The organism is Streptomyces sp. NPDC031445, from assembly GCF_055581365.1.
In genome coordinates this window covers 332140-354150 of record NZ_JBVIJO010000002.1, presented here as the reverse complement: position 1 = coordinate 354150, position 22011 = coordinate 332140, and the positions used below count along the sequence as shown (strand labels likewise).

The following is a 22011-nucleotide window of genomic DNA, read 5'->3' as shown; positions in this document are numbered from 1 at the left end:
ACGACGTCCTACGTCCTACGTCCGACCGGTAGCGCGACCATAGGAGCGCCCCCGGAACCGGTCAAGACGGCACACACGAACCGAGCGACCGCGCACCGGCGCGCACGCGCCGTCGCGCCGTCGGCTCCGAGCCCTCCGGTCCGGCCCCGGCCGAGCCGTCCGACGGGCGACGGCGCCGCCCCCGGCATGGGCGAGAATGGGGCCATGAGTCTGTTCCGCGACGACGGCATCGTGCTGCGCACCCAGAAGCTGGGTGAGGCGGACCGGATCATCACGCTGCTCACCCGCGGCCACGGCCGGGTGCGGGCCGTCGCCCGGGGCGTGCGGCGTACGAAGTCCAAGTTCGGCGCCCGGCTCGAACCCTTCTCCCACGTCGACGTGCAGTTCTTCGCGCGGGGGAGCGAGCTGGTCGGACGCGGACTGCCGCTGTGCACGCAGAGCGAGACCATCGCGCCGTACGGCGGCGGCATCGTCACCGACTACGCGCGCTACACCGCCGGGACCGCCATGCTGGAGACGGCCGAGCGGTTCACGGACCACGAGGGCGAGCCGGCCGTCCAGCAGTACCTGCTGCTGGTCGGGGCCCTGCGGACGCTCGCCCGGGGCGAGCACGCGCCGCACCTCGTCCTCGACGCCTTCCTGCTGCGCTCCCTCGCCGTCAACGGCTACGCGCCCAGCTTCGGCGACTGCGCGAAGTGCGGGATGCCCGGCCCCAACCGGTTCTTCTCCGTGGCCTCCGGCGGCTCCGTCTGCGCCGACTGCCGGGTGCCCGGCAGTGTCGTACCGTCCCCGCAGACCCTGGTGCTGCTGGGGGCGCTGCTTACGGGAGACTGGGAGACGGCGGACGCGTGCGAGGCACGGTACGTCCGCGAGGGCAGCGGGCTGGTGTCCGCCTACCTGCACTGGCACCTGGAGCGCGGGCTGCGCTCCCTGCGGTACGTAGAGAAGTAACCACGGCACGTTCGAGGAGACGAGAAGCACATGGTCGTACGCGGGATCCTGGGGCGCCAGCGGCGCGAGTACAGGGCGCCGGAGCCGCACCCCTCCGGTGCCCGCGCGCCCAAGCTCCCGGGTGAGCTGGTCCCGGAGCACGTGGCGATCGTCATGGACGGCAACGGGCGGTGGGCCAAGGAGCGGGGGCTGCCGCGCACCGAGGGGCACAAGGTCGGCGCCGAGCGGGTGCTGGACGTGCTCCAGGGCTCCATCGAGATCGGCGTCCGCAACATCTCCCTGTACGCCTTCTCCACCGAGAACTGGAAGCGGTCGCCGGATGAGGTCCGCTTCCTGATGAACTTCAACCGGGACTTCATCCGCAAGACCCGCGACCAGCTCGACGAACTGGGCGTCCGGGTGCGCTGGGTGGGCCGGATGCCGAAGCTGTGGAAGTCGGTGGCGAAGGAGCTCCAGGTCGCCCAGGAGCAGACCAAGGGCAACGACCTGCTCACCCTGTACTTCTGCATGAACTACGGCGGCCGTGCGGAGATCGCCGACGCGGCGCAGCGGCTCGCGGAGGACGTGAAGGCGGGCCGGCTCGACCCGTCCAAGGTCAACGAGAAGACCCTCCAGAAGTACCTGTACTACCCGGACATGCCGGACGTCGACCTGTTCCTGCGGCCGAGCGGTGAGCAGCGCACGTCCAACTACCTGCTCTGGCAGAGCGCGTACGCCGAGATGGTCTTCCAGGACGTGCTGTGGCCCGACTTCGACCGCCGTGACCTGTGGCGGGCGTGCGTCGAGTTCGCCTCCCGCGACCGCCGCTTCGGCGGCGCCGTCCCGAACGAGGAACTGCTCGCCATGGAAGCCGCCATGAAGGGCGATTCCACCTCATAGCCACCGCGGGTTCACGCGGGCCGCCGAGGATACGGGACTCATGAGACGTCTGACTCCTGTCCTCGCCCTCGGCGCCCTGCTGCTCGCCGCCCTGCCCGCGCACGCGGCGGAAGGGCCCGCGCACCGCGGGAGTTACGGCACCAAGGCGCCCTACGCGCCGCTCCGGGACCCGCACGGGTACCAGCGGCCCCCGGCCGGGTTCGAGCCGGTCTTCACCGAGAACGTGTCCCGGCACGGCTCCCGCGCGGCCACGGACAGCGCGGACGGGGATCTGGTCCTCGCGCTGTGGGACCAGGCCGAGGCGGAGGGACAACTCACGCGCAGGGGTGAGGAGTTCGGCCCGGCGGTCCGCGCCCTGGAAGCCGCCATGGCCGAGGTCGGCTACGGCAACCTCAGCGGGCGCGGCAAGCGGGAGCTGGCGGACACGGCCGTCCGCATGCAGCGGCGGCTGCCCGCCCTGTTCAAGGAGATCGCGGACGACGGGGAGCGGATCGACGTCGTCACCTCGGGGCAGGGGCGGGCCGTGGACAGCGGCACCGCGTTCACGGACGCCCTCGCCGGGACCGACCCGGCGCTGGAGCCGCTCATCGGGCCGGCCCGCACCGACAAGGACCTGCTGTACTTCCACAAGGCGGCGGGCGGCGCCGCCTACCGCGACTACATCGCGGGCGACCAGCGCCTCAAGGACACCCTGGGCCGGATCACCGGGCAGGCACGGACGCGGCAGGCCGCCCGCAGCGTGCTGCGGAAGATCTTCAAGGACGCCTTCGTGGAGCGGATCACCGACCAGACGGGTGCCGCGGAGGCCGTCTACAACCTGTACGCCATCGCCCCCGCGATGACCGAGGAGAGCCCGGGCGGCGCGGGCTGGGGCATGGAGCGCTTCGTCTCCCCCGCGGACGCGGCCTGGTTCGGGTACCTCGGGGACGCGGAGGACTTCTACGAGAAGGGCCCCGGCTTCGCCGGCAGCGACATCACCTACAAGATGGCGGACGTCCTGCTGGACGACCTGTTCCGGCAGGTGGAGGCCAAGCGCGCCGGCACCAGCCGGCTCGGCGCCGAGCTGCGCTTCACCCACGCCGAGGAGATCATCCCGCTGGCCGCGCTGATGGGTCTGCCGGGCAGCACGAAGCCGGCGACGCCGGAGGAGCCGTACACCTACGCGGACAACCCGTGGCGGGGCGCCGCCGTCTCCCCGCTGGGCGCGAACATCCAATGGGACGTCTACCGAGGGGGCGGCCGCTGGCTGGTGCGGATGCTCTACAACGAGAAGGAGACGGCGTTCAAGGAGGGCTGCCGCCCGGTCGCGAAGGGCAGCGCCTTCTACGACCTGGACGAGCTGGAGCGCTGCTTCGGGCGCGGCTGAGCCGGGGCGGGCGCCCGGGCGGTCAGCCCTGGGCGCAGCCGGCGCAGTCGGCACACGTGCCGAAGATCTCCACCGTATGGGCCACGTTGACGTAACCGTGCTCGGCGGCGATCGCCTCGGCCCACTTCTCCACCGCCGGGCCCTCCACCTCCACCGCCTTGCCGCAGGCGCGGCAGACCAGGTGGTGGTGGTGTTCGCCGCTGGAGCAGCGGCGGTAGACGGACTCGCCGTCGGACGTGCGCAGGACGTCGACCTCGCCGGCCTCGGCGAGGGACTGGAGGGTGCGGTAGACCGTGGTCAGGCCGACGGAGTCGCCCTTGTGCTTGAGCATGTCGTGCAGTTCCTGCGCGCTGCGGAACTCGTCGACCTCGTCCAGGGCCGCCGCCACGGCTGCACGCTGGCGGGTCGCGCGGCCCTTCACGGGCGGTCCAGCGGTCGTCACCGTTGCCTCCTCACGTCTGCTGCTGCCCGGGCCATTGTGCCAGTCCGGGCCGTCGGCGGTCAGACGCCGACTTCGTCTCCGGCCCCCCGCGCGGCCGGAATCGCGCACTCCGCGGGGTCCCCGGCGGGCCGGGCCGCGGCGGCCGCGCGGGCGCGTCGCCGGGCCAGCGGACCGGCCAGCGCGGTCAGCGCGAGGAACGCGGCGATGGTGAGCAGGACGATCGTGGCGCCGGGCGGGACGTCCTGGTAGTACGACGTGACCGTGCCGCCGACGGCCACCACCACCCCGATCGCCACCGCGGTGACGAAGGTGACGGTGAAGCTGCGGGCGAGCTGCTGCGCCGCCGCCACGGGGACGACCATCAGGGCGGACACCAGCAGCAGGCCGACGACCCGCATGGCGACCGTCACGGTGACGGCCGCGGTGACCGCCGTCAGCAGGTTCAGCGCGCGCACCGGCAGGCCCGTGACCCGCGCGAACTCCTCGTCCTGGCTGACCGCGAACAGCTGGCGGCGCACGCCCAGCGTGACCAGCAGGACGAACGCGGCGAGCACGCAGATCGCGGTCACGTCGGACTCGGACACCGTCGACAGGGAGCCGAACAGGTACGACGTCAGGTTGGCGGTGGAGCCGCCCGGCGCCAGGTTGATCAGCATGACGCCGCCGGCCATACCGCCGTAGAACAGCATGGCCAGGGCGATGTCGCCGCGGGTCCTGCCGTACCAGCGGATCAGTTCCATCAGGACCGCGCCCAGGACGGAGACGGCCGTCGCCATCCACACGGGCGACGTGGACAGCAGGAAGCCGAGGCCGACGCCCGTCATGGCCACGTGCCCGATGCCGTCGCCCATCAGGGCCTGGCGGCGCTGGACCAGGTAGATGCCGATCGCGGGCGCGGTGATGCCGACCAGCACGGCGGCCAGCAGCGCCCGCTGCATGAAGGCGTAGTTCAGGAAGTCCATCAGCTCAGCAGTCCCGTGCGGATCGGTTCGGCGCCCGCGGGCGCGTGCGGGTGTACGTGGTCGTGGCCGGGCAGGGCGTGCTGGCCGACCGCGCGCGGGGGCGGGCCGTCGTGCAGCACGCAGCCGTCGCGCAGGACGACCGCCCGGTCGATCAGGGGCTCCAGCGGGCCCAGTTCGTGCAGCACGAGCAGGACCGTCGTACCGGCCTCGACCTGCTGCTCCAGGGTGCGCGCCAGGATCTCCTGGCTGGCCAGGTCGACGCCCGCCATCGGCTCGTCCATGATCAGCAGCTCGGGCTCGGCGACCAGCGCGCGGGCGATCAGCACTCGCTGGTGCTGGCCGCCGGAGAGGGCGCCCGCGGAGTCCTTGGCGCGGTCCGCCATGCCGACCAGCTCCAGGGCGCGGCGCACGGCCTCCCGGTCGCTCCTGCGGAAGACGCCGAAGCGGGTGCGGGACAGGCGGCCCGAGGAGACGATCTCGGTGACCGTCGCCGGCACCCCGCCCGCGGCCGTCGTCCGCTGCGGTACGTAGCCCACGCGCGCCCAGTCCCGGAAGGACCGGCGCGGGGTGCCGAACAGCTCGACCGTGCCGCCGCTCACCGGCACCTGGCCGATGATCGTGCGGATCGCCGTGGACTTGCCGGAACCGTTCGCGCCGAGCAGCGCGACGACCTCGCCGCGGCCGACGGTGAGGTCGATGCCGCGCAGTACGGGGCGCGCGCCGAGTTCGGCGGTCACGCCGCGCAGGGCTATGACAGGCTCGCTGGTCATCTCGTCTCCTGTCACTTGGCGCCCAGCGACTGCTGGAGCGCCTTGAGGTTGGCCCGCTGGACGGCGAAGTAGTCCTTGCCGCGGGACTTGCCGGTGATGCCCTCGATCGGGTCGAGGACGTCGGTCTTCAGGCCCGCGTCCTTCGCGATGGTCTTGGCGGTCTTGTCGCTGACGAGCGTCTCGTAGAAGACCGTGGACACGCCGTCGGCCCTGGCCATCCTCTCCAGGTCCCGGACGCGGGCGGCGCTCGGCTCGGACTCGGGGTCGAGGCCGGTGACGGCCTCCTCGGTGAGGCCGTAGCGCTCGGCGAGGTAGCCGAAGGCGGCGTGCGTGGTGATGAAGACCTTGCTCCTGGTGTGGCCGAGGCCGTCCTCGAACTCCGTGTTCAGGCCGTTCAGCTGTTTCACCAGGGCCGCGGTGTTCTTCCTGTAGTCGGCGGCGTGCTTCGGGTCGCCCTTCTCGAAGGCCTTGCCGACGCCTTCGGCGACCTGGGCGTAGCGCACCGGGTCGAGCCAGATGTGCGGGTCCTTGCCGGTGGATTCCCCGCCCTCGTGGTCGTGCCCGGCCGCGTGGCCGCCGACCTCGCTGCCGTGCTCCTCCAGCGTGGTCAGGGAGGCCGCGTCGATCTTCGTCGCGACCGGGGACTGGGCCACCGCGTCGTCGACGGACGGCTGGAGGTTCTTCAGGTACAGCACCGCGTCGGACTCCTCCAGCGAGGCGATCTGCCGGGGGCTGATCTCCAGGTCGTGGGGCTCCTGGCCGGGCGAGGTGAGGGTGGTGACGTGGACGTGGCCGCCGCCGATCCGCTCGGCGAGGAAGGCCATCGGGTAGAAGGACGCGACGACGTCGAACTTGCCCGTGTTGGACGCGACCGCCTTGTCGCCGGAGCAGGCGGACAGCGAGCCGATCCCGAGTGCGGTGACCGCGGCGACCGCGGCGGCGGGTATGAGGCGCTGCGCGCGGGACCGGGTGTGACGTCGTACGTTCATGACAGTCATTTTCAACAAAGATGGAAACCGTTGTCAACAACGCTCGTCAGGCGGTCTGGGCAGGGGCCGATTTGGTCGTGGGGGAGCATGCGCCGGTAACCTGAATCATTCGCTGGAAGCATCTCGCTTCAACGCCCGTCGTCGTAATGAAGAGAGCACCGTGGCCGCCGACAAGATCGACACCATCGTCAGCCTGAGCAAGCGCCGTGGCTTCGTTTTCCCCTGCAGTGAGATCTACGGCGGACAGCGTGCCGCCTGGGACTACGGACCGCTCGGTGTCGAGCTGAAGGAGAACATCAAGCGCCAGTGGTGGCGCTACATGGTGACGTCGCGCGAGGACGTCGTCGGTATCGACTCGTCCGTCATCCTGGCCCCCGAGGTCTGGGTGGCCTCCGGCCACGTCGCCACCTTCACGGACCCGCTGACCGAGTGCACCGCGTGTCACAAGCGGTTCCGCGCCGACCACCTGGAGGAGGCGTACGAGGAGAAGAAGGGCCACGCCCCGGCGAACGGCCTCGCGGACGTCAACTGCCCGAACTGCGGCAACAAGGGCCAGTTCACCGAGCCCAAGCAGTTCTCGGGTCTGCTCTCCACGCACCTCGGCCCGACCCAGGACTCCGGCTCGGTCGCGTACCTGCGCCCCGAGACCGCCCAGGGCATCTTCACCAACTTCGGCCAGGTGCAGACCACCTCGCGCCGCAAGCCGCCGTTCGGCATCGCCCAGATGGGCAAGTCCTTCCGCAACGAGATCACGCCGGGCAACTTCATCTTCCGCACCCGCGAGTTCGAGCAGATGGAGATGGAGTTCTTCGTCAAGCCGGGCGAGGACGAGCAGTGGCAGGAGTACTGGATGGAGCAGCGCTGGAACTGGTACACCGGCCTGGGCCTGCGTGAGGAGAACATGCGCTGGTACGAGCACCCGAAGGAGAAGCTCTCCCACTACTCCAAGCGCACCGCCGACATCGAGTACCGCTTCCAGTTCGGCGGCTCGGAGTGGGGCGAGCTGGAGGGTGTCGCCAACCGCACCGACTACGACCTCTCGGCGCACTCCAAGGCCTCCGGCCAGGACCTCTCCTACTTCGACCAGGAGGCCGGCGAGCGCTGGACGCCGTACGTCATCGAGCCGGCGGCGGGTGTCGGCCGCACCATGCTGGCCTTCCTGCTCGACGCCTACGTCGAGGACGAGGCGCCCAACGCCAAGGGCAAGATGGAGAAGCGCACGGTGCTGCGCCTGGACCACCGCCTGGCCCCGGTGAAGGTCGCCGTGCTGCCCCTGTCGCGCAACCCCGAGCTGTCCCCGAAGGCCAAGGGCCTCGCCCAGGCGCTGCGGCAGAACTGGAACATCGAGTTCGACGACGCCGGTGCCATCGGCCGCCGCTACCGCCGCCAGGACGAGATCGGTACGCCGTACTGCGTGACCGTCGACTTCGACACCCTCGAGGACAACGCGGTCACCGTCCGCGAGCGTGACTCCATGAAGCAGGAGCGCGTGTCGCTCGACCAGATCGAGGGCTACCTGGCCCAGCGTCTCGTCGGCGCCTAGTCACACCACCGGATGCCGGGCGGCCCGCCGACGCGGGCCGCCCGGCATCCGTGCGTCCGCCCCCGGCTCAGCGGCCCTGGAGCGCCTTGACGTTGTCGCCGAAGGTCCAGTTCTTCGCGCCGTCCCAGTTGACCGACCACGTCATCAGGCCCTTGAGCGACGTGCCGTAGTGCCGCCACGCCTGGGAGACCAGCGACGGGGACATGTAGCCGCCGCCCGCGCCGGACTGGGCGGGCAGGCCGGGCACCTGCTTGTCGTACGGCACCCTGACCGTGGTGCCCTGCACCACCAGGCCCTTGTTCAGGCAGTCGGTCTGGGCGGTGAAGCCCTGCACGGTGCCGGCCGCGTAGGAGTCGCCGGAGCAGCCGTACATGCTGCCGTTGTAGTACTGCATGTTCAGCCACCACAGGCGGCCGTTGTCCGCGTACTTCTTGACGATGGGCAGGTACGCGCCCCAGATGGAGCCGTAGGTGACGCTGCCGCCGGTGACGTACGCCGTCTCCGGGGCCATCGTCAGGCCGAAGCCGGACGGCATCTGCGCGAGGATCCCGTCGATGATGCGGATCAGGTTGGCCTGGGAGGTGGACAGCTGGCCGATGTTCCCGCTGCCGACCAGGCCCGTCTCGATGTCGATGTCGATGCCGTCGAAGTTGTACTTCTTCAGGATGGGCACGATCGTCGCCACGAAGCGGTCGGCCACGGCGGAGGAGCTGAGGTCGATCCCGGCCGCCGCGCCGCCGATGGACAGCAGGATCGTCTGGCCGGACGCCTTGGCCGCGCACATCTCCGCCGGGGTGGCCACCTTCACGCCGGCGTCCATGCCGTCCTCCCACAGGGCCGTGCCGTCGGAACGGATCACCGGGAAGGCCGCGTTGATCACGTTGTAGCCGTGCGCGGCGATGCGGGAGTCGGTGATCGGGGTCCAGCCGAAGGGCGGGTGGACCCCGTTGGCGGCGCCGTCCCAGTTCTCCCAGTACCCCTGGAGCACCTTGCCCGCCGGCTTCGGCTTCACCGCGCAGGTGTCGGCGGCGGAGGCGGCGGGCGCGGTGGCGATGCCGAGCGGGACGAGGAACGCCGCGGTGAGCGCGGTGGCGAGCAGTCGTCTGATCATGCGGGGCCTCCCGGTGGGGGTGCGGTGAGGTGTCGTAGTCATGACAGTGCGGCTGGTCCAGACCTCTCGTCAATAGGTCTGGACCAATCGATCGCGGGTGGTGCCGGGGGTGGCACGAGAGCCGCTGACAGGATTGGAGTGACAGATATTGAAATCTGTCACCTGTCATGCGACAGTGGGGTCATGACGATGCGAACCCGAACCCTCGGCACCACCGGCCCCCAGGTCTCCGCCCTCGGCCTCGGCTGCATGGGCATGTCCGGCATGTACGGCGAGGCGGACCGCGCCGAGTCGATCGCCACCCTCCACGCCGCCCTGGACGCCGGAGTGACCCTGCTCGACACCGGCGACTTCTACGGCATGGGCCACAACGAGCTGCTGATCGCCGAGGCGCTGCGCTCCGCCCCGGCCGGCCTGCGCGACAACGCGCTGCTGAGCGTGAAGTTCGGCGCCCTGCGCGACCCGGACGGCGGCTGGTCCGGCTCCGACGGCCGCCCGGCCGCCGTGAAGAACTTCGCCGCGTACTCCCTCCAGCGCCTCGGTGTCGACCACATCGACGTCTACCGCCCGGCCCGGCTCGACCCGGGCGTGCCGATCGAGGAGACCGTCGGCGCGATCGCCGAACTGGTCGAGAAGGGCTGGGTCCGGCACATCGGCCTCAGCGAGGTCGGCGCGGATACCATCCGCCGGGCCGCCGCCACCGCCCCGATCGCCGACCTCCAGATCGAGTACGCGCTCATCTCCCGAGGCCCCGAGCGGGAGATCCTGCCCGTCCTGCGCGAACTGGGCATCGCCGTCACCGCGTACGGCGTGCTCTCGCGGGGGCTGCTCTCCGGTCACGTCACGGCCGGCCGGCAGTTCGCCGCGAACGACTTCCGCGCCCACTCGCCCCGCTTCCAGGGCGACAACCTCCAGCACAACCTGACCCTCGTCGAGTCCCTGCGCAAGATCGCTGAGCAGAAGGGCGTCACGGTCGCGCAGATCGCCATCGCCTGGGTGCTGTCGCGCGGCGAGGACGTCGTGCCGCTGGTCGGCGCCCGCACCCGCGAGCGGCTCGGCGAAGCGCTGGGCGCGCTGGACGTGACGCTGGACGCGGACGACCTCGCCGCCATCGAACGCGCCGTACCGGCGGACGCGGCGGCCGGCGAGCGGTACGCCTCGGAACAGATGGCCCAGCTCGACAGCGAGCGGTGACCGGGACGCCGGGTACGGTCTAGGCATGCCACCGACCAGCGAGACCCTGACCGCCGAGCGCATCCTCGAAGCCACCGAGGAGGTGCTGCGCCGCCACGGGCCCGCCAAGGCCACCGTGGTCGACGTGGCCCGCGCGCTCGGCGTCAGCCACGGCAGCGTCTACCGGCACTTCCGCACCAAGGCGGCGCTGCGCGAAGCGGTCACCAAGCGCTGGCTGGACCGGACCTCGCAGCGGCTCGCCGGGATCGCCGGTGCCGACGACCGGTCACCGGAGCAGCGGCTGCGGGACTGGCTCGCCGCCCTGTTCGCCGCCAAGCGGCACAAGGCGGGCGACGATCCCGAGCTGTTCGCCACCTACACCGTGCTGGCCGGGGAACTCGGCGGCGTGGTCCGGGAGCACATAGCCGACCTCACCGGCCAGCTGACCCGGATCGTCGCCGCGGGTGCCGAAGCGGGCGTCTTCCGCGCGTCCGACCCGGCCACCGCGGCTCGCGCCGTCTTCCACGCCACCGGCCGGTTCCACGACCCCGGTTACGCCCGGGAGTGGACGGCCCCCGGTATCGACGAGGAGTTCGAGGCGGTCGTGGATTTGCTGGTACGGGGGTTGCGCACGGCCGACGGGCAGGGCTGAGCCGGGGCGAACCGCTCAGCCCACCGCCCGTGGGAGCCGCGGGCTCCGCTGTCCGGACGGCGGTGTGCCCGGCGTCGCCGGCGGGCGTCTTCCCGGGGGCTGGGTATGGCCGACGGGCAGGAGCGAACCGGCCGGGCCGGCTCCCGCTCAGCCCACCGTGCGGGGGAGCCGCGGGCTCCGCTGTCCGGACGGCAGTGTGCCCGGTGTCGCCGGCGGGTGTCTTCCCGGGGGCTGGGTATGGCCGACGGGCAGGAGCGAACCGGCCGGGCCGGCTCCCGCTCAGCCCACCGTGCGCGGGAGCCGCAGGCTCAGGAGCCCCGTCAGCACGATCCCGGCCAGCTGCACCAGCAGCGTGCTGACCAGCGCGTCCCGCATGCCGACGTGCGGCACCAGGGTCAGGAACAGCGTGCCCAGTGTCGCCACGCCCAGCGCCAGCGCCGACTGCTGCGTGGTCACCATCACCCCGCTGCCGACCCCGGCCCGCGCGGGCGGCACCTCCGACATCACCAGCCGCATGATGTTGGGCAGTTGCAGCGCCTGACCCGCGCCGGCCACCGCCGCGCCCGGCAGCAGGGAGACGATGTCCAGCCGCGGCCAGTCCCGCCACGCGGCCAGCACGATCAGCAGCACGCCCGCCCCCTGGAGCACGGACCCGGCCGTGACCACCCGCGTGCCGAAGCGGGCGATCAGCCGGGGCCCGGCGAGCGAGACGAGCAGGAACGCCACGGCCATCGGCGCCAGCGCCAGCCCGGCCGGCACCGGACCGAGCCCGGCACCCTGCTGCAACGCCAGCGCGATCATGAACATGAACCCGCTGAAGCCGATGGAGAACGGCACCATCAGCTCCAGACCGCGCCGCATCGACGGCACCCGGAACAGGCTCGGCGGCACCAGCGGCGTCCGCCCCGACCGGTCCGCCCGCCGCTCCACCACCCAGAACGCGCCCGCCGCGAACGGGAACGCGGCCAGCGACAGCCACGTCCACAGCGGCCAGCCGGCCGCCCGCCCCTCGGTGAGCGGCGCGAGCAGCGTCAGCAGGGAGACCGCGAGCAGCACGGTGCCCGGCCCGTCCACGGGCTCGGGGTGCTGCGACCGGGTCTCCGGCACGAACCGGGCGGCGAGGACGAGCCCCAGCACGACCACCGGCACATTGACGAGGAAGATGGCCCGCCACCCGGTCCCGGCGATGTCGGCGGCGACCAGCACCCCGCCGAGGATCTGCCCGGCGACCATGGACAGCCCGGCCGTGGCGCCGTAGAGGCTCATCGCCTTGGCCCGGCGCGTGCCGCTCGTGGCGGACTGGATGGTGGCGAGCACCTGCGGCAGCATCGCGGCGGCCGAGGCGCCCTGCGCGACCCGGGCCGCGACCAGGCTCCAGGCGCCGGGCGCCAGCCCGCAGGCCAGTGAGGTGAGCCCGAAGGCGGCCATCCCGGCGAGGAACAGCCGGCGCCTGCCGAACAGGTCCCCGAGCCGCCCGCCGAGCACGAGCAGCACGGCGTACGCGACCCCGTACCCGGCGACGACCAGCTCCAGCACGGCCTCGCCCGCGGCGAGATCGGCGCCGATGGTCGGCAGCGCGACGTTGACGATGAAGAAGTCGACCAGCGGCAGCGCCGCGGCCAGCAGGACGGTGAACAGCCCGGGCCCGGTGAGCGCGGGCGGCGCCGCCGTCGGCCGGACGGCGGGGGCGGTGACGGTTTCACTCATGCTCCCGAGCCTGGAAGACCGCCCAGGCTGGTACCAGAGTCTCCTCATCCTGGTAGCCGGACTACCCGGAACCACCCGCGGGCCGGGCCGGTCTCCGGGCCCGGCTCCGGGTCATGCTGGTGCTCGGCGGCCCTTGTCCTGGTACTCGGAGCACCTGGAAACAGGCTGGCCGGACCGGCACCCTGGACGCATGACGACCTCGGTCCAGGAAACCCGGGCGCCCGCCCGGGGAGCGGAGATCCGCCGGCACGAGCTGGCCGCGTTCCTGCGCAGCAGACGGGAGCGCATCACGCCGGAGCAGGTGGGCCTGCCGCGCGGGGCCCGCCGGCGCACTCCCGGGCTGCGCCGCGAGGAGGTCGCCCACCTCTCCGCGGTCGGCGTCACCTGGTACACCTGGCTCGAACAGGCCCGTGACATCCAGGTCTCCGTCCAGGTCCTCGACGCCCTCGCGCGCGCCCTGCGCCTGGACGCCAGCGAACGCGCCCACCTCTTCCAGCTGGCCGGCGCGACGGACCCGACCCCGGCCGCGAACTGCCCGAGCGTCACCCCCGCGCTGCGCGAGATGCTGACCGGGCTGGAGCCGATCCCGGCCTGCATCCAGAACAGCCGGTACGACATCCTCGCCTACAACCGCACCTACGCCCGCCTCCTGGGCGACCTGGACGCGATCCCGCCCGAGGACCGCAACTGCATGCTCCTCGTCCACACGAACAAGGAGTGGCAGGCGGCGGTCGTCCACCTGGAGAAGACCCAGCGCCTGATGGCCGCCCGGCTGCGCGCCGCGCTGGCCGGCCATCTCGGCGAGCCCGCCTGGAAGGTGCTCCTGAAGCGGCTGGACGAGTCACCCGCCTTCCGCGAGAACTGGCGGCGCTACGAGGTGGTCGACACCCGCTCCAAGTCCAAGGAGTTCCTCAACCCCCAGGTGGGCCTCCTCAGCCTGGAGCACACGGACCTGTGGCTCGCCCCCGAGGTGGGCGCCCGGATGGTCACGTACACACCGAGGAACGAGGAAACCAGGAAGCGCCTGGAGAAGCTGTACGAGATCGCCTGCGCCCGCTGACCCCCGGCCGGCCGTCCGCCCCGGTGCCCGGCCGCACCCCCCGGGTGGCGGTGCGGGCCGCGCCGGCCGGCGGCCTGCCGGGCCTCGCCGCTACGCCCGCTTCGCGGTTTCCACGACCTGGCGCACCTCCGGTGACCGCAGGCTCTCCGCCGTGCGGTCGGCGGTGCGGCGGGCCCAGTGGCCGCTGGTCAGGAAGCCGAGGGCCAGGACGGCCAGGCCGCAGGCGGTGAGGATCCACCAGCCGGGGCGGGCCGCCGAGACGAACACCTGCCGGTACGGGGACGAGCCGATGCCGGAGGCCAGGACGGCGCCGATGACCGCGACGCCGAGCGTCTGGCCCAGCTGGCGGCTGGTGGAGGCGACGGCGGCGGCGACCCCGGCCTGGGTGCGCGGCATGCCGGAGACGGCCGTGTTGGTGATCGGCGCGTTCACGAAGCCGAAGCCGATGCCGAAGAGGACGTAGCCGAGCAGGAGGGTGGTGTCGGAGGTCTCCGCCTCGAACGCGGCGAACAGGACAGCGCTCGCGGTCATCGCCGTACCCGCCACCAGCAGCGGCAGGCGTGGGCCGCGGCTGCCCACCAGGCGGCCGGACAGCGGGGCGCACAGGAACGTCGGCAGGGCCATCGGGAGCATCCACAGGCCCGCGTGCAGGGCGTCGAGGCCGCGCACGTTCTGCAGGTACAGGGTGGACAGGAACAGGAAGCCGCCGAGGGCCGCGAACGCGCTGATCGCGATCACGGTGGCGCCGCTGAACGGAGCCGAGCGGAAGAAACGCAGGTCGATGAGGGGTTCGTCGCGGCGGGGCTCGTACCACAGGAGAGCCAGCAGCGCGGCCACGGCGACCACGGCGAACGGCGCCACCGGGCCGGCGCCCGACTCCGGCGCCTCGATGATCGCGTACGTCAGCGAGCCGAACAGGGCGATCACCAGCAGCTGTCCGACCGGGTCGGGACGGCGGGCCTTGGGCGCGCGCGACTCCGGGACGAAGCGGAGGGTGAGCAGCAGGGCCGCGAGGCCGACCGGGAGGTTGACCCAGAAGATCGAGCGCCAGCTCACCGACTGCACCAGCAGCCCGCCGACCAGCGGACCCGCCGCCATGGAGATGCCGACCACCGCGCCCCACACCCCGATCGCGCGGGCGCGTTCGCGGGCGTCGGTGAAGGTGTTGGTGATGATCGACATGGCGACCGGGTTGAGCATCGAGCCGCCCACCGCCTGGACCATGCGGAACACGATCAGCAGTTCCAGGTTCGGGGCGACGGAGCACAGCGCGGAGCCGGCGGTGAACACCACCAGGCCCGCCATGAAGACGCGTTTGCGGCCGATCCGGTCGGCCGTGGAGCCGGCCAGCATCAGCAGCGAGGCCAGGACCAGTGTGTAGGCGTCGATCGTCCACTGCAGGCCGGAGGTGGTGGCGTGCAGGTCGCGCTGCATGGAGGGGAGGGCCACGTTCAGCGCGGTGTTGTCGAGGCTCACGATCAGCAGGCTCATGCAGCAGATCAGGAGCACGAGCAGGCGTCGGCGAGGGCTCAGCTCTGGCATGGGCCCCATCGTACGCCCAACTCGATAGTGCGTCTAACTAATGAGTCATGCATGGTCTCTGGGTGTCGGCCGGTGGTGCCCGCGGACGAGCCGCCCGGCGGGTGAGGGACAATGGGTGCTTGCCCAGTGTTCCCGTGTCCGTCCTGTGCCGTAGATCCGTCCCGGAGTCCTGACGATGACCCACCCGCTCTCCATCGGCCCGCACGCCGTGACACCGCCCGTCGTGCTCGCACCCATGGCGGGGATCACCAATGCGCCCTTCCGTACCCTGTGCAGGGAGTTCAGCGGCGGCAAGGGGCTGTTCGTCAGCGAGATGATCACCACTCGGGCGCTGGTCGAGCGCAACGAGAAGACCATGCAGCTGATCAGGTTCGACCCGAGCGAGCAGCCGCGCTCGATCCAGCTGTACGGCGTCGACCCCGCGACCGTCGGCAAGGCCGTCCGCATGATCGCGGAGGAGGGCCTGGCCGATCACATCGACCTGAACTTCGGCTGCCCGGTGCCGAAGGTGACGCGCAAGGGCGGCGGGTCCGCGCTGCCGTACAAGCGGAACCTGCTGCGGGCGATCCTGCGGGAGGCGGTGTCCGGAGCCGGTGACCTGCCGGTGACCATGAAGATGCGCAAGGGCATCGACGACGACCACATCACCTACCTCGACGCCGGCCGCATCGCCGTCGAGGAGGGCGTGACGGCCATCGCCCTGCACGGCCGCACCGCCGCCCAGCACTACGGCGGCACCGCCGACTGGGACGCCATCGCGCGGCTGAAGGAGCACGTGCCGGAGATCCCCGTGCTCGGCAACGGTGACATCTGGTCGGCCGGGGACGCGCTGCGGATGGTCCGGGAGACCGGGTGCGACGGCGTGGTCGTGGGCCGCGGATGCCTGGGGCGGCCCTGGCTGTTCGCGGACCTCGTCGCCGCGTTCGAGGGGCGGGACGACTTCCTGCGGCCCACGTTGCGGGAGGTCGCCGACGTCATGGTGCGGCACGCGACCCTGCTCGGGGAGTGGCTCGGGGACGAGTCCAAGGGCGTGGTCGACTTCCGCAAGCACGTCGCCTGGTACCTGAAGGGGTTCGCGGTCGGGTCCGAGATGCGCAAGCGGCTCGCGATCACGTCGTCGCTCCAGGAGCTGCGGGCGGGGCTGGACGAGCTGGATCTGGACCAGGCCTGGCCGGCCGGTGCGGAGGGGCCTCGGGGGCGGACGTCCGGGAACAACCGGGTGGTGCTGCCGGACGGGTGGCTGAGGGATCCGTACGACTGTGCCGGGATCACCGAGGAAGCGGAGCTCGACACGTCGGGTGGGTGAACGCCCCCACCCGGGGCTCCGCCCCTGGACCCCGGCCTCGCCCACCCGCCGCCCGACTCGGTCGGCTGGACGGTTCCGTGTCCGCGGATCAGGCGTCAGCCGTTCTTCGGGTGGGGTGTCGAGCCGTAGGCCGTCAGGAAGCGGTCGCGGAAGGAGCTCATCTTCCACACCGGGGCGTCGTGGGCGGGGCGGAGCCCGTCCGTCCAGTTCCAGTCGGCGATCTTGTCCAGCATCCTGGGGTCCTTGGCGACGATCGACACCGGCACGTCTCGGCTGGCGTGGTTGCCGCTGACCCGGGCGATGGGCTGGTGGTCGCCGAGGAAGACCAGCACGGTGTCCTCGGTGCCGTACCGCTCCAGCCACTCGGTCAGCGCGGTCACCGAGTACTGGACCGACTTGCCGTACTCCTCGCGGGACTTGGCGGTGTCGGCGATGACGTCGGCCGGCTTGTTCCCGGCCGCCTGGATGTCCTTGAAGACCGAGCCGTCGCCGAGCTGGTCCCAGCCCACCCTCTTCGGGATGGGCGCCCAGGGCTGATGGCTCGACGTCAGGATGAGCAGGGACATCCGTGCCTTGCCGGCGGCCGGCGGCTTGCTGTGCACCCGCTCCTGGTACTGCTGGAGGGCGTACTGGTCGGGCATGGTCGACCAGCTGAACTTCGGCCCCCGGTAACCGAGCTGGAAGGCGTTGTAGACCTTGTCCAGGCCGTACCACTTCTGCTCCGGCCACCCCTTCTGCACCCCCGGCATGACCCCCACCGTGTCGAACGCGCCGGTCTTGCGGAACGCCTCCGTCAGGCTGAGGTGGTCACTGGCCATCACCGTGCGGTAGCGCTGCTGGTTGCTGATCCACAGGCCCGACATGGTGGTGGAGTGGCCGAGCCAGCTGCTGCCCCCGTACGTGGCCGAGGTCAGCCAGCCGCTCTTGGCGTGGAAGCCCGCCCTGGCCAGCGCCTTGGTGCGGACGTCGAGGGTCCGGTCCACGCCGGGCGCCATGATCGGGTCCTCGATCGCGCTGCGGCCGTAGCTCTCGATGAAGGTGAAGATCACGTCCTTGCCGCGCAGGTCGGGGACCAGCTGGCTGCCCGGCGTGTTCCCGAACGCGTCGACCCGGGCCACCTTCCGGAACTCCGCCTCGTCCTTCAGCGTGTCGGACACCCGGCGGGCCTGGACCTTCAGCGCGTTCGCGGTGCGGGACGAGGCGAGCGGCACGCCCGCCACCTGGAGCCCGAGCGAGGAACAGGTGATCCAGACGACCCCGGCGACCAGGGTGCCGCGGGTCGCGGTGCCGGGGTGCCGGGCGAGGAGGTTGCCCAGCCGGACCATCGCCAGGGCCGGCAGCACGAAGAGCAGCAGGACGGCCACGATCAGCCCGGCCACGGCGGCGAGGGTGGCCGTCCGCCCGAGGGAGTCCTCCAGATACGACTCCGCGTCCCCGAACAGGGCCCAGTCCAGTACGACGTTGAAGTCGCGGCCGAGGTACTCGTGGAACCCCATGTCCAGCGCGTTGAGCACGGTCATGGCCCCGAGCAGCACCCCGGACACCGCCGCCAGCACCACCCGGGGCCGCCGCGGCAGCGCGAGCAGCACGGCCGCCCCGATGACGGCCTCGGCGGGTATGCGGAAGAACTTCGCGGGCCCCAGCCGCACGACCGTGTTCGGCATCACCAGCGCGGCGACGACCAGCGCCGCGGCGAGCACGGTGACGGTGACGGACAGGGCCCGCGCGGCTTCGGGATGCCCCTCCCGCCAGCGCCTGCGCCGGGCCGACCACGCGGCCCAGGGACGGCGGAACGTGCGGACGGCGGGTTCGGTGACCTCCGCGGCCACGCCCTCGGCGGAGGAATCGGCAGTGGCAGCGGCAGAGGCAGGCTGGAGCGCGCTCATGCCCTCCCGTACGGCCCGCGGGGTAGCACCGTTCAGGACAGCCGGGCAAACACCTGGTCAACACAGCCGACGGAACGTCAGCTCCCCCGAAGGGGCGCGCGGAGCCGCGCCCACGACCCCCGCACGCCCCACAGCCGGACCCCACCCCCTCAGGCGCCCCCGACAGCCGTCAGCAGGGCGAGCGGCGCGGCGGCGGACCGGGCCCCCCGCCCGCACGCGTGCGGATACGGCACCGGCGCGGCGTCCGGCGCCCGCCCGTACCCGGCCAGCACCTCCGGCAACCGGTGCCCGCCCGCCGTCGCCGCGTCGATCAGGGCGTGGGCGACCGTGCGGGCCTCGTCGTGCAGCCCGTACCGCGCCAGGCCGAGGGCGATCAGCGCGTTGTCGTGGGGCCAGACGGATCCCCGGTGGTGGGACAGCGGGTGGTACGCGGCCTGGCCGGCGGCCAGCGTGCGCACGCCCCAGCCCGAGAAGAAGTCCGGCTCCAGCAGCCGCCGGCCCACCACCTCGCCGTACTCCTTGTCCAGCAGCCCCGACCACAGCAGGTGCCCGGCGTCGGAGGCCAGCGCGTCGATCTGCCGGCCCCGCCCGTCCAGGGCCAGCGCCGGGAAGGACTTCTCCCGCATCCAGAAGTCCCGCTGGAACCGGTCCCGGAGGTCGGCCGCCGCCTGTTCCAGCAGCGCGGCGTACGTCTCGTCCCCCCACACCGTCCGCGCCACCCCGGCCGTGCGGCGCAGCGCGTCGTAGGCGTAGCCCTGGGCGCCCGCCGCCATCACCGCGCCGGTGGGCCGGGTGCCGTCGGCACAGCAGATCGCGCCGGGGGAGTCCTTCCAGTTCTGGTTGGCGAGGCCGCCCTCGTCGGCGCGGTAGACGAGGTAGCCGCGCGAGGTCAGGCCGCCGTGGTCGAGCATCCAGCCGACGGCGGCCCGGGCGTGCGGCTCCAGGCGCCGGGCCGGCTCCGTTTCCCCCGTCCGCTCGACGTACGCGCCGAGCAGGATCAGGAAGAGCGGGGTGGCGTCGACCGAGCCGTAGTAGCGGCCGAACGGCACCTGGCCGAAGTGGGCCAGCTCACCGTGGCGTACCTCGTGCACGATCTTGCCGGGCTGGGCGACCGGGGACCGGCCGGTGCCGGTGGCCTGGGCGGCGGCCAGGGCGAGGAGCGTGGCGGCGGCGGACCGGGGGTGGTACGGCAGGACGAACAGGGAGGTGAGGAGCGCGTCGCGGCCGAGCAGGGTGAGGAACCAGGGGGCGCCGGCCGCCGGTACGCGCAGGTCCTCGCCGTCCGGCCCGGTGGCCGGGACCTGGAGCGCCGCCAGGTCGGCGAGGCCCCGGGCGCAGGCGGCGGCCAGCTCCGGCCAGCCGGTCGGGAAGGCCACGCCCTCCATGAAGCGGGCTTCCTCCGCGAGGAGGTGTTCCCGTACGGCGGCGGGATCGCGGGGCACGCGCAGGGCGCGCTTCTCGCCGTGCGGGCGGGCGGTCACCCGAAGCAGCAGCTCGGTCGTGCCGTGGGGTGCGAGGTCGAGGGTCCACACCAGGCGGCGGGCGCCGGTGCCGGTCTCCTCCACGGCGTCGGGGGCCGGGTCGGCCGTGATGGTCGTACAGGACCGCCACTCGGCGCGCCGGTAGGTGAACTCGATGCCGTCGGGCAGGACGTCGCGGGAGCGCAGGGCGCCGGGCTTGGCGTAGGTGCGGTGGTCGGAGCGGAGCTCGAACTGGTCGGTGAAGTCGGCGTCGACGGTGAGCGCGAGCCGTACGGTGGTGGGCACCGGGCGGTTGCCGGTGACCTTCACGGACTCCACGAACGAGCTGTCCCCGACGGCCTGTTCACGGAAGACGGTGTATGCCGGGGGCTCCTGCCGGCCGCCGCGCGGGACCAGTGCACAGCGGGCCTCGTCCCCGTCCGTGACCGGTGTGAGCACCTCGGGCACCGCGCCGTCGAGGGTGAGCTGCCAGCGGCTGAGGTGCCGGGCGTCCCGGACGAACAACCCGTCCGGGGAGCTGCCGCCCCGCACTCCGCTGATGTCGCCACGGTCGCCCACGGCGGCGAAGGTGGCGCCGTGCACGAGCAGATGATGCCGGTCCGTCATCCCCGGTCCCCTCCTCTGTCACTCCTGTCGAACGTTCCGGTGTCCGTGGGGGGTACGACTCTTTGTCCGCTCTTGTCCAGATGTTGACGCTCGTGAGGGGCGGCCGGCCGGTGGCACAGGTCGAGTGCGAGGGCCGCCGTCCAGCTGAAGCCGGTGGCCCCGCAGGGCGCGCCCGTGTACGGGTCGACGTACTCCGCGAAGCCGGTGGCGCCGGCGAGGTCCAGCACCGCCCGGCGCAGGGCCTCGGCCGCCGCCGTCTCGCCGTGCGTGCGCAGGCCCCGCTCCAGCAGCCAGCCGGTGTTGAACCAGGCCGGTCCGCGCCAGTAGCGGTGCGGGTCGAAGGCCGCGCCGAGCAGGTCGTAACTGGGCACGAGCCGGGTGCGGTCACCGACCGAGAAGTGCGGCCCGCGCAGGGTGCGGACCAGGCCGGCGGCGATGTCGCGGGGGAGGCCGGGCAGGAGCAACGGCACCAGACCGGAGACGGCGCGCTCGGGGAGGAGGCGGGAACGCCCCGGGCCGCCGTGCGTGCGGGAGGGCAGGAGGGCGGGGCCGGCACCGGACGAACCCGGCCCGGAACCGGCGGCGCCCCGCCCGGGGGCGGCGCCCTCGTCCCGCAGGTCCCGGCACAGGAACATCTCCGCCTCCGCGTCCCACAGCCGCTCCACCAGCGTCGCCGTCAGCCGGTGCGCGCGGGCCCGGCGGGCGGAGCCGGACGCCCCCAGTTCCTCGGCGATCCGGGCCAGCGCGAGCTCGGAGGCGATGAGGAGGGCGTTGAAGGCCGGGTCCTCCACGGCGAACCCGCCGCCCCCGTCCGCATACCCGGCGTCCCGGTAGTCCGCGGCCAGCCGCACGTACCGCCCGTAGTCCAGGTCCGTCGGCCGGTCCCCGGCCGCGCCGTGCCGGAGGTCGGCGCGGTGGAAGGAGCGGGCCGGGGCCGGGGTGATCCGGGCCAGCGGGGCGTCCCAGCAGGGGCTGTTGTCCATGCCCTGCTCCCAGGGATGGACCACGGACACCAGTCCGGCGCCGCCCAGGTCCCGGCGGTGCAGCAGGTACCGGTGCCAGGCGGCCAGTCGCGGGTGGACGCGGGCCAGGAAGCCGCGGGCCCGGGACAGCCGGGGGTCGGCGCGGTGCACCAGCCAGGCCGCCAGCGCGTGCACCGGTGGCTGCACGATGCCGGAGGTCTGTAGCGTGCGCGGGGCGCCCGCCGTGCGTCCGGCGGTGGCGGAGCGCCAGAAGTCGGGGCTCGGGAAGTACGCGTCGAGCGGTACGGAGGGGTTGAACACGATGTGCGGGACGCGACCGTCGCCCCACTGGGCCGCGAGCAGCGTCTCCAGCTCCGTCTGGGCCCGCCGCGGCGAGACGTGCCGCAGCCCGATGGCGATGAACGCCGAGTCCCAGGACCACTGGTGCGGGTACAGGGCGCGGGAGGGCACCGTCGACGCGCCGGTCCAGTTCGCCTCCAGCACCCCGGCGGCCCTCGCGGGCAGGGACGCCGTGACCGGGGTGGCGGCCGTGGCCGGTGGATCGTATGCCGTCTCGTACGGGGTGGAACGGGCAGTGAGCTGGGCGGTGCGATCCACTCGGG

18 protein-coding genes are annotated in these 22011 nt (G+C 72.6%); 8 read left to right on the top strand and 10 right to left on the bottom strand.

Annotated elements, in window-relative coordinates; all coding sequences use genetic code 11:
- Positions 1-204: 204 nt before the first annotated feature.
- Genes recO through ACZ5DC_RS07880 form a run of 3 tightly spaced genes read left to right on the top strand, consistent with a single transcriptional unit; the run spans position 205 to position 3196 of the window.
- Positions 205-951 carry a DNA repair protein RecO gene (recO, locus tag ACZ5DC_RS07890; protein ID WP_132783564.1) on the top strand — a complete coding sequence of 249 codons (747 nt, stop codon included), beginning with the start codon at positions 205-207 and terminating at the stop codon, positions 949-951.
- A 30-nt stretch (positions 952-981) separates the two neighbouring features.
- Positions 982-1830 (top strand): isoprenyl transferase, encoded by an 849-nt coding sequence (locus ACZ5DC_RS07885; RefSeq protein ID WP_468650494.1) that lies wholly within the window; start codon positions 982-984, stop codon positions 1828-1830.
- A 40-nt stretch (positions 1831-1870) separates the two neighbouring features.
- Positions 1871-3196 (top strand): histidine-type phosphatase, encoded by a 1326-nt coding sequence (locus ACZ5DC_RS07880; RefSeq protein ID WP_468650492.1) that lies wholly within the window; start codon positions 1871-1873, stop codon positions 3194-3196.
- Positions 3197-3218: 22 nt separating this feature from the next.
- Here ACZ5DC_RS07880 and ACZ5DC_RS07875 read toward each other — a convergent pair whose 3' ends face one another.
- Genes ACZ5DC_RS07875 through ACZ5DC_RS07860 form a run of 4 tightly spaced genes read right to left on the bottom strand, consistent with a single transcriptional unit; the run spans position 3219 to position 6359 of the window.
- Positions 3219-3638: a Fur family transcriptional regulator gene (locus tag ACZ5DC_RS07875; RefSeq protein WP_366749516.1), complete on the bottom strand. Its 420-nt coding sequence runs from the start codon at positions 3636-3638 to the stop codon at positions 3219-3221.
- Positions 3639-3697: 59 nt separating this feature from the next.
- Positions 3698-4600 (bottom strand): metal ABC transporter permease, encoded by a 903-nt coding sequence (locus tag ACZ5DC_RS07870; RefSeq protein WP_468650490.1) that lies wholly within the window; start codon positions 4598-4600, stop codon positions 3698-3700.
- The gene (locus ACZ5DC_RS07865; protein ID WP_468650488.1) at positions 4600-5370 is read right to left on the bottom strand and encodes a metal ABC transporter ATP-binding protein; all 771 of its coding nucleotides are present in this window, start codon (positions 5368-5370) and stop codon (positions 4600-4602) included. The genes ACZ5DC_RS07870 and ACZ5DC_RS07865 overlap by 1 nt, the downstream gene beginning before the upstream one ends.
- An 11-nt stretch (positions 5371-5381) precedes the next feature.
- Positions 5382-6359, bottom strand: coding sequence for a metal ABC transporter substrate-binding protein (locus ACZ5DC_RS07860; protein ID WP_468650486.1), 978 nt, complete (start codon positions 6357-6359; stop codon positions 5382-5384).
- A gap of 160 nt (positions 6360-6519) precedes the next feature.
- Here ACZ5DC_RS07860 and ACZ5DC_RS07855 point away from each other — a divergent pair, with 160 nt between their 5' ends.
- Positions 6520-7902, top strand: coding sequence for a glycine--tRNA ligase (locus ACZ5DC_RS07855; protein ID WP_468650484.1), 1383 nt, complete (start codon positions 6520-6522; stop codon positions 7900-7902).
- A 67-nt stretch (positions 7903-7969) separates the two neighbouring features.
- Here ACZ5DC_RS07855 and ACZ5DC_RS07850 read toward each other — a convergent pair whose 3' ends face one another.
- Positions 7970-9013: a chitinase gene (locus ACZ5DC_RS07850; RefSeq protein ID WP_468650482.1), complete on the bottom strand. Its 1044-nt coding sequence runs from the start codon at positions 9011-9013 to the stop codon at positions 7970-7972.
- Positions 9014-9196: 183 nt separating this feature from the next.
- On the opposite strand from ACZ5DC_RS07850, the gene ACZ5DC_RS07845 reads away from it, so the two are divergent.
- Together ACZ5DC_RS07845 and ACZ5DC_RS07840 are read left to right on the top strand one after the other, a co-directional pair.
- Positions 9197-10207, top strand: a complete 1011-nt coding sequence (locus tag ACZ5DC_RS07845) for an aldo/keto reductase (protein ID WP_468650480.1) — start codon at positions 9197-9199, stop codon at positions 10205-10207.
- 25 nt (positions 10208-10232) lie between these two features.
- The gene (locus ACZ5DC_RS07840) at positions 10233-10838 is read left to right on the top strand and encodes a TetR/AcrR family transcriptional regulator (RefSeq protein WP_468650478.1); all 606 of its coding nucleotides are present in this window, start codon (positions 10233-10235) and stop codon (positions 10836-10838) included.
- A 279-nt stretch (positions 10839-11117) separates the two neighbouring features.
- Here the strand turns inward: ACZ5DC_RS07840 and ACZ5DC_RS07835 are convergent, their stop codons facing one another.
- Positions 11118-12545 carry an MFS transporter gene (locus ACZ5DC_RS07835; protein WP_468650476.1) on the bottom strand — a complete coding sequence of 476 codons (1428 nt, stop codon included), beginning with the start codon at positions 12543-12545 and terminating at the stop codon, positions 11118-11120.
- Between the two features lie 190 nt (positions 12546-12735).
- Between ACZ5DC_RS07835 and ACZ5DC_RS07830 the strand changes: the two genes are divergently transcribed.
- Positions 12736-13605, top strand: a complete 870-nt coding sequence (locus ACZ5DC_RS07830) for a helix-turn-helix transcriptional regulator (protein WP_468650474.1) — start codon at positions 12736-12738, stop codon at positions 13603-13605.
- Positions 13606-13695: 90 nt separating this feature from the next.
- Here ACZ5DC_RS07830 and ACZ5DC_RS07825 read toward each other — a convergent pair whose 3' ends face one another.
- Positions 13696-15147, bottom strand: coding sequence for an MFS transporter (locus ACZ5DC_RS07825; RefSeq protein WP_468650472.1), 1452 nt, complete (start codon positions 15145-15147; stop codon positions 13696-13698).
- A 175-nt stretch (positions 15148-15322) separates the two neighbouring features.
- Here ACZ5DC_RS07825 and dusB point away from each other — a divergent pair, with 175 nt between their 5' ends.
- A complete protein-coding gene (gene dusB, locus ACZ5DC_RS07820; RefSeq protein ID WP_468650470.1) occupies positions 15323-16453 on the top strand; it encodes a tRNA dihydrouridine synthase DusB in 1131 nt (376 codons plus the stop codon).
- A gap of 95 nt (positions 16454-16548) precedes the next feature.
- Here dusB and ACZ5DC_RS07815 read toward each other — a convergent pair whose 3' ends face one another.
- From ACZ5DC_RS07815 to ACZ5DC_RS07805, 3 genes are all read right to left on the bottom strand, one after another.
- Entirely contained in the window at positions 16549-18339 is a 1791-nt protein-coding gene (locus ACZ5DC_RS07815) for an LTA synthase family protein (protein ID WP_468650469.1), read from the bottom strand.
- 149 nt (positions 18340-18488) lie between these two features.
- Positions 18489-20426, bottom strand: a complete 1938-nt coding sequence (locus tag ACZ5DC_RS07810; protein ID WP_468650467.1) for an amylo-alpha-1,6-glucosidase — start codon at positions 20424-20426, stop codon at positions 18489-18491.
- Entirely contained in the window at positions 20423-22006 is a 1584-nt protein-coding gene (locus ACZ5DC_RS07805; RefSeq protein WP_468650465.1) for an MGH1-like glycoside hydrolase domain-containing protein, read from the bottom strand. The genes ACZ5DC_RS07810 and ACZ5DC_RS07805 overlap by 4 nt, the downstream gene beginning before the upstream one ends.
- Positions 22007-22011 lie beyond the last annotated feature (5 nt).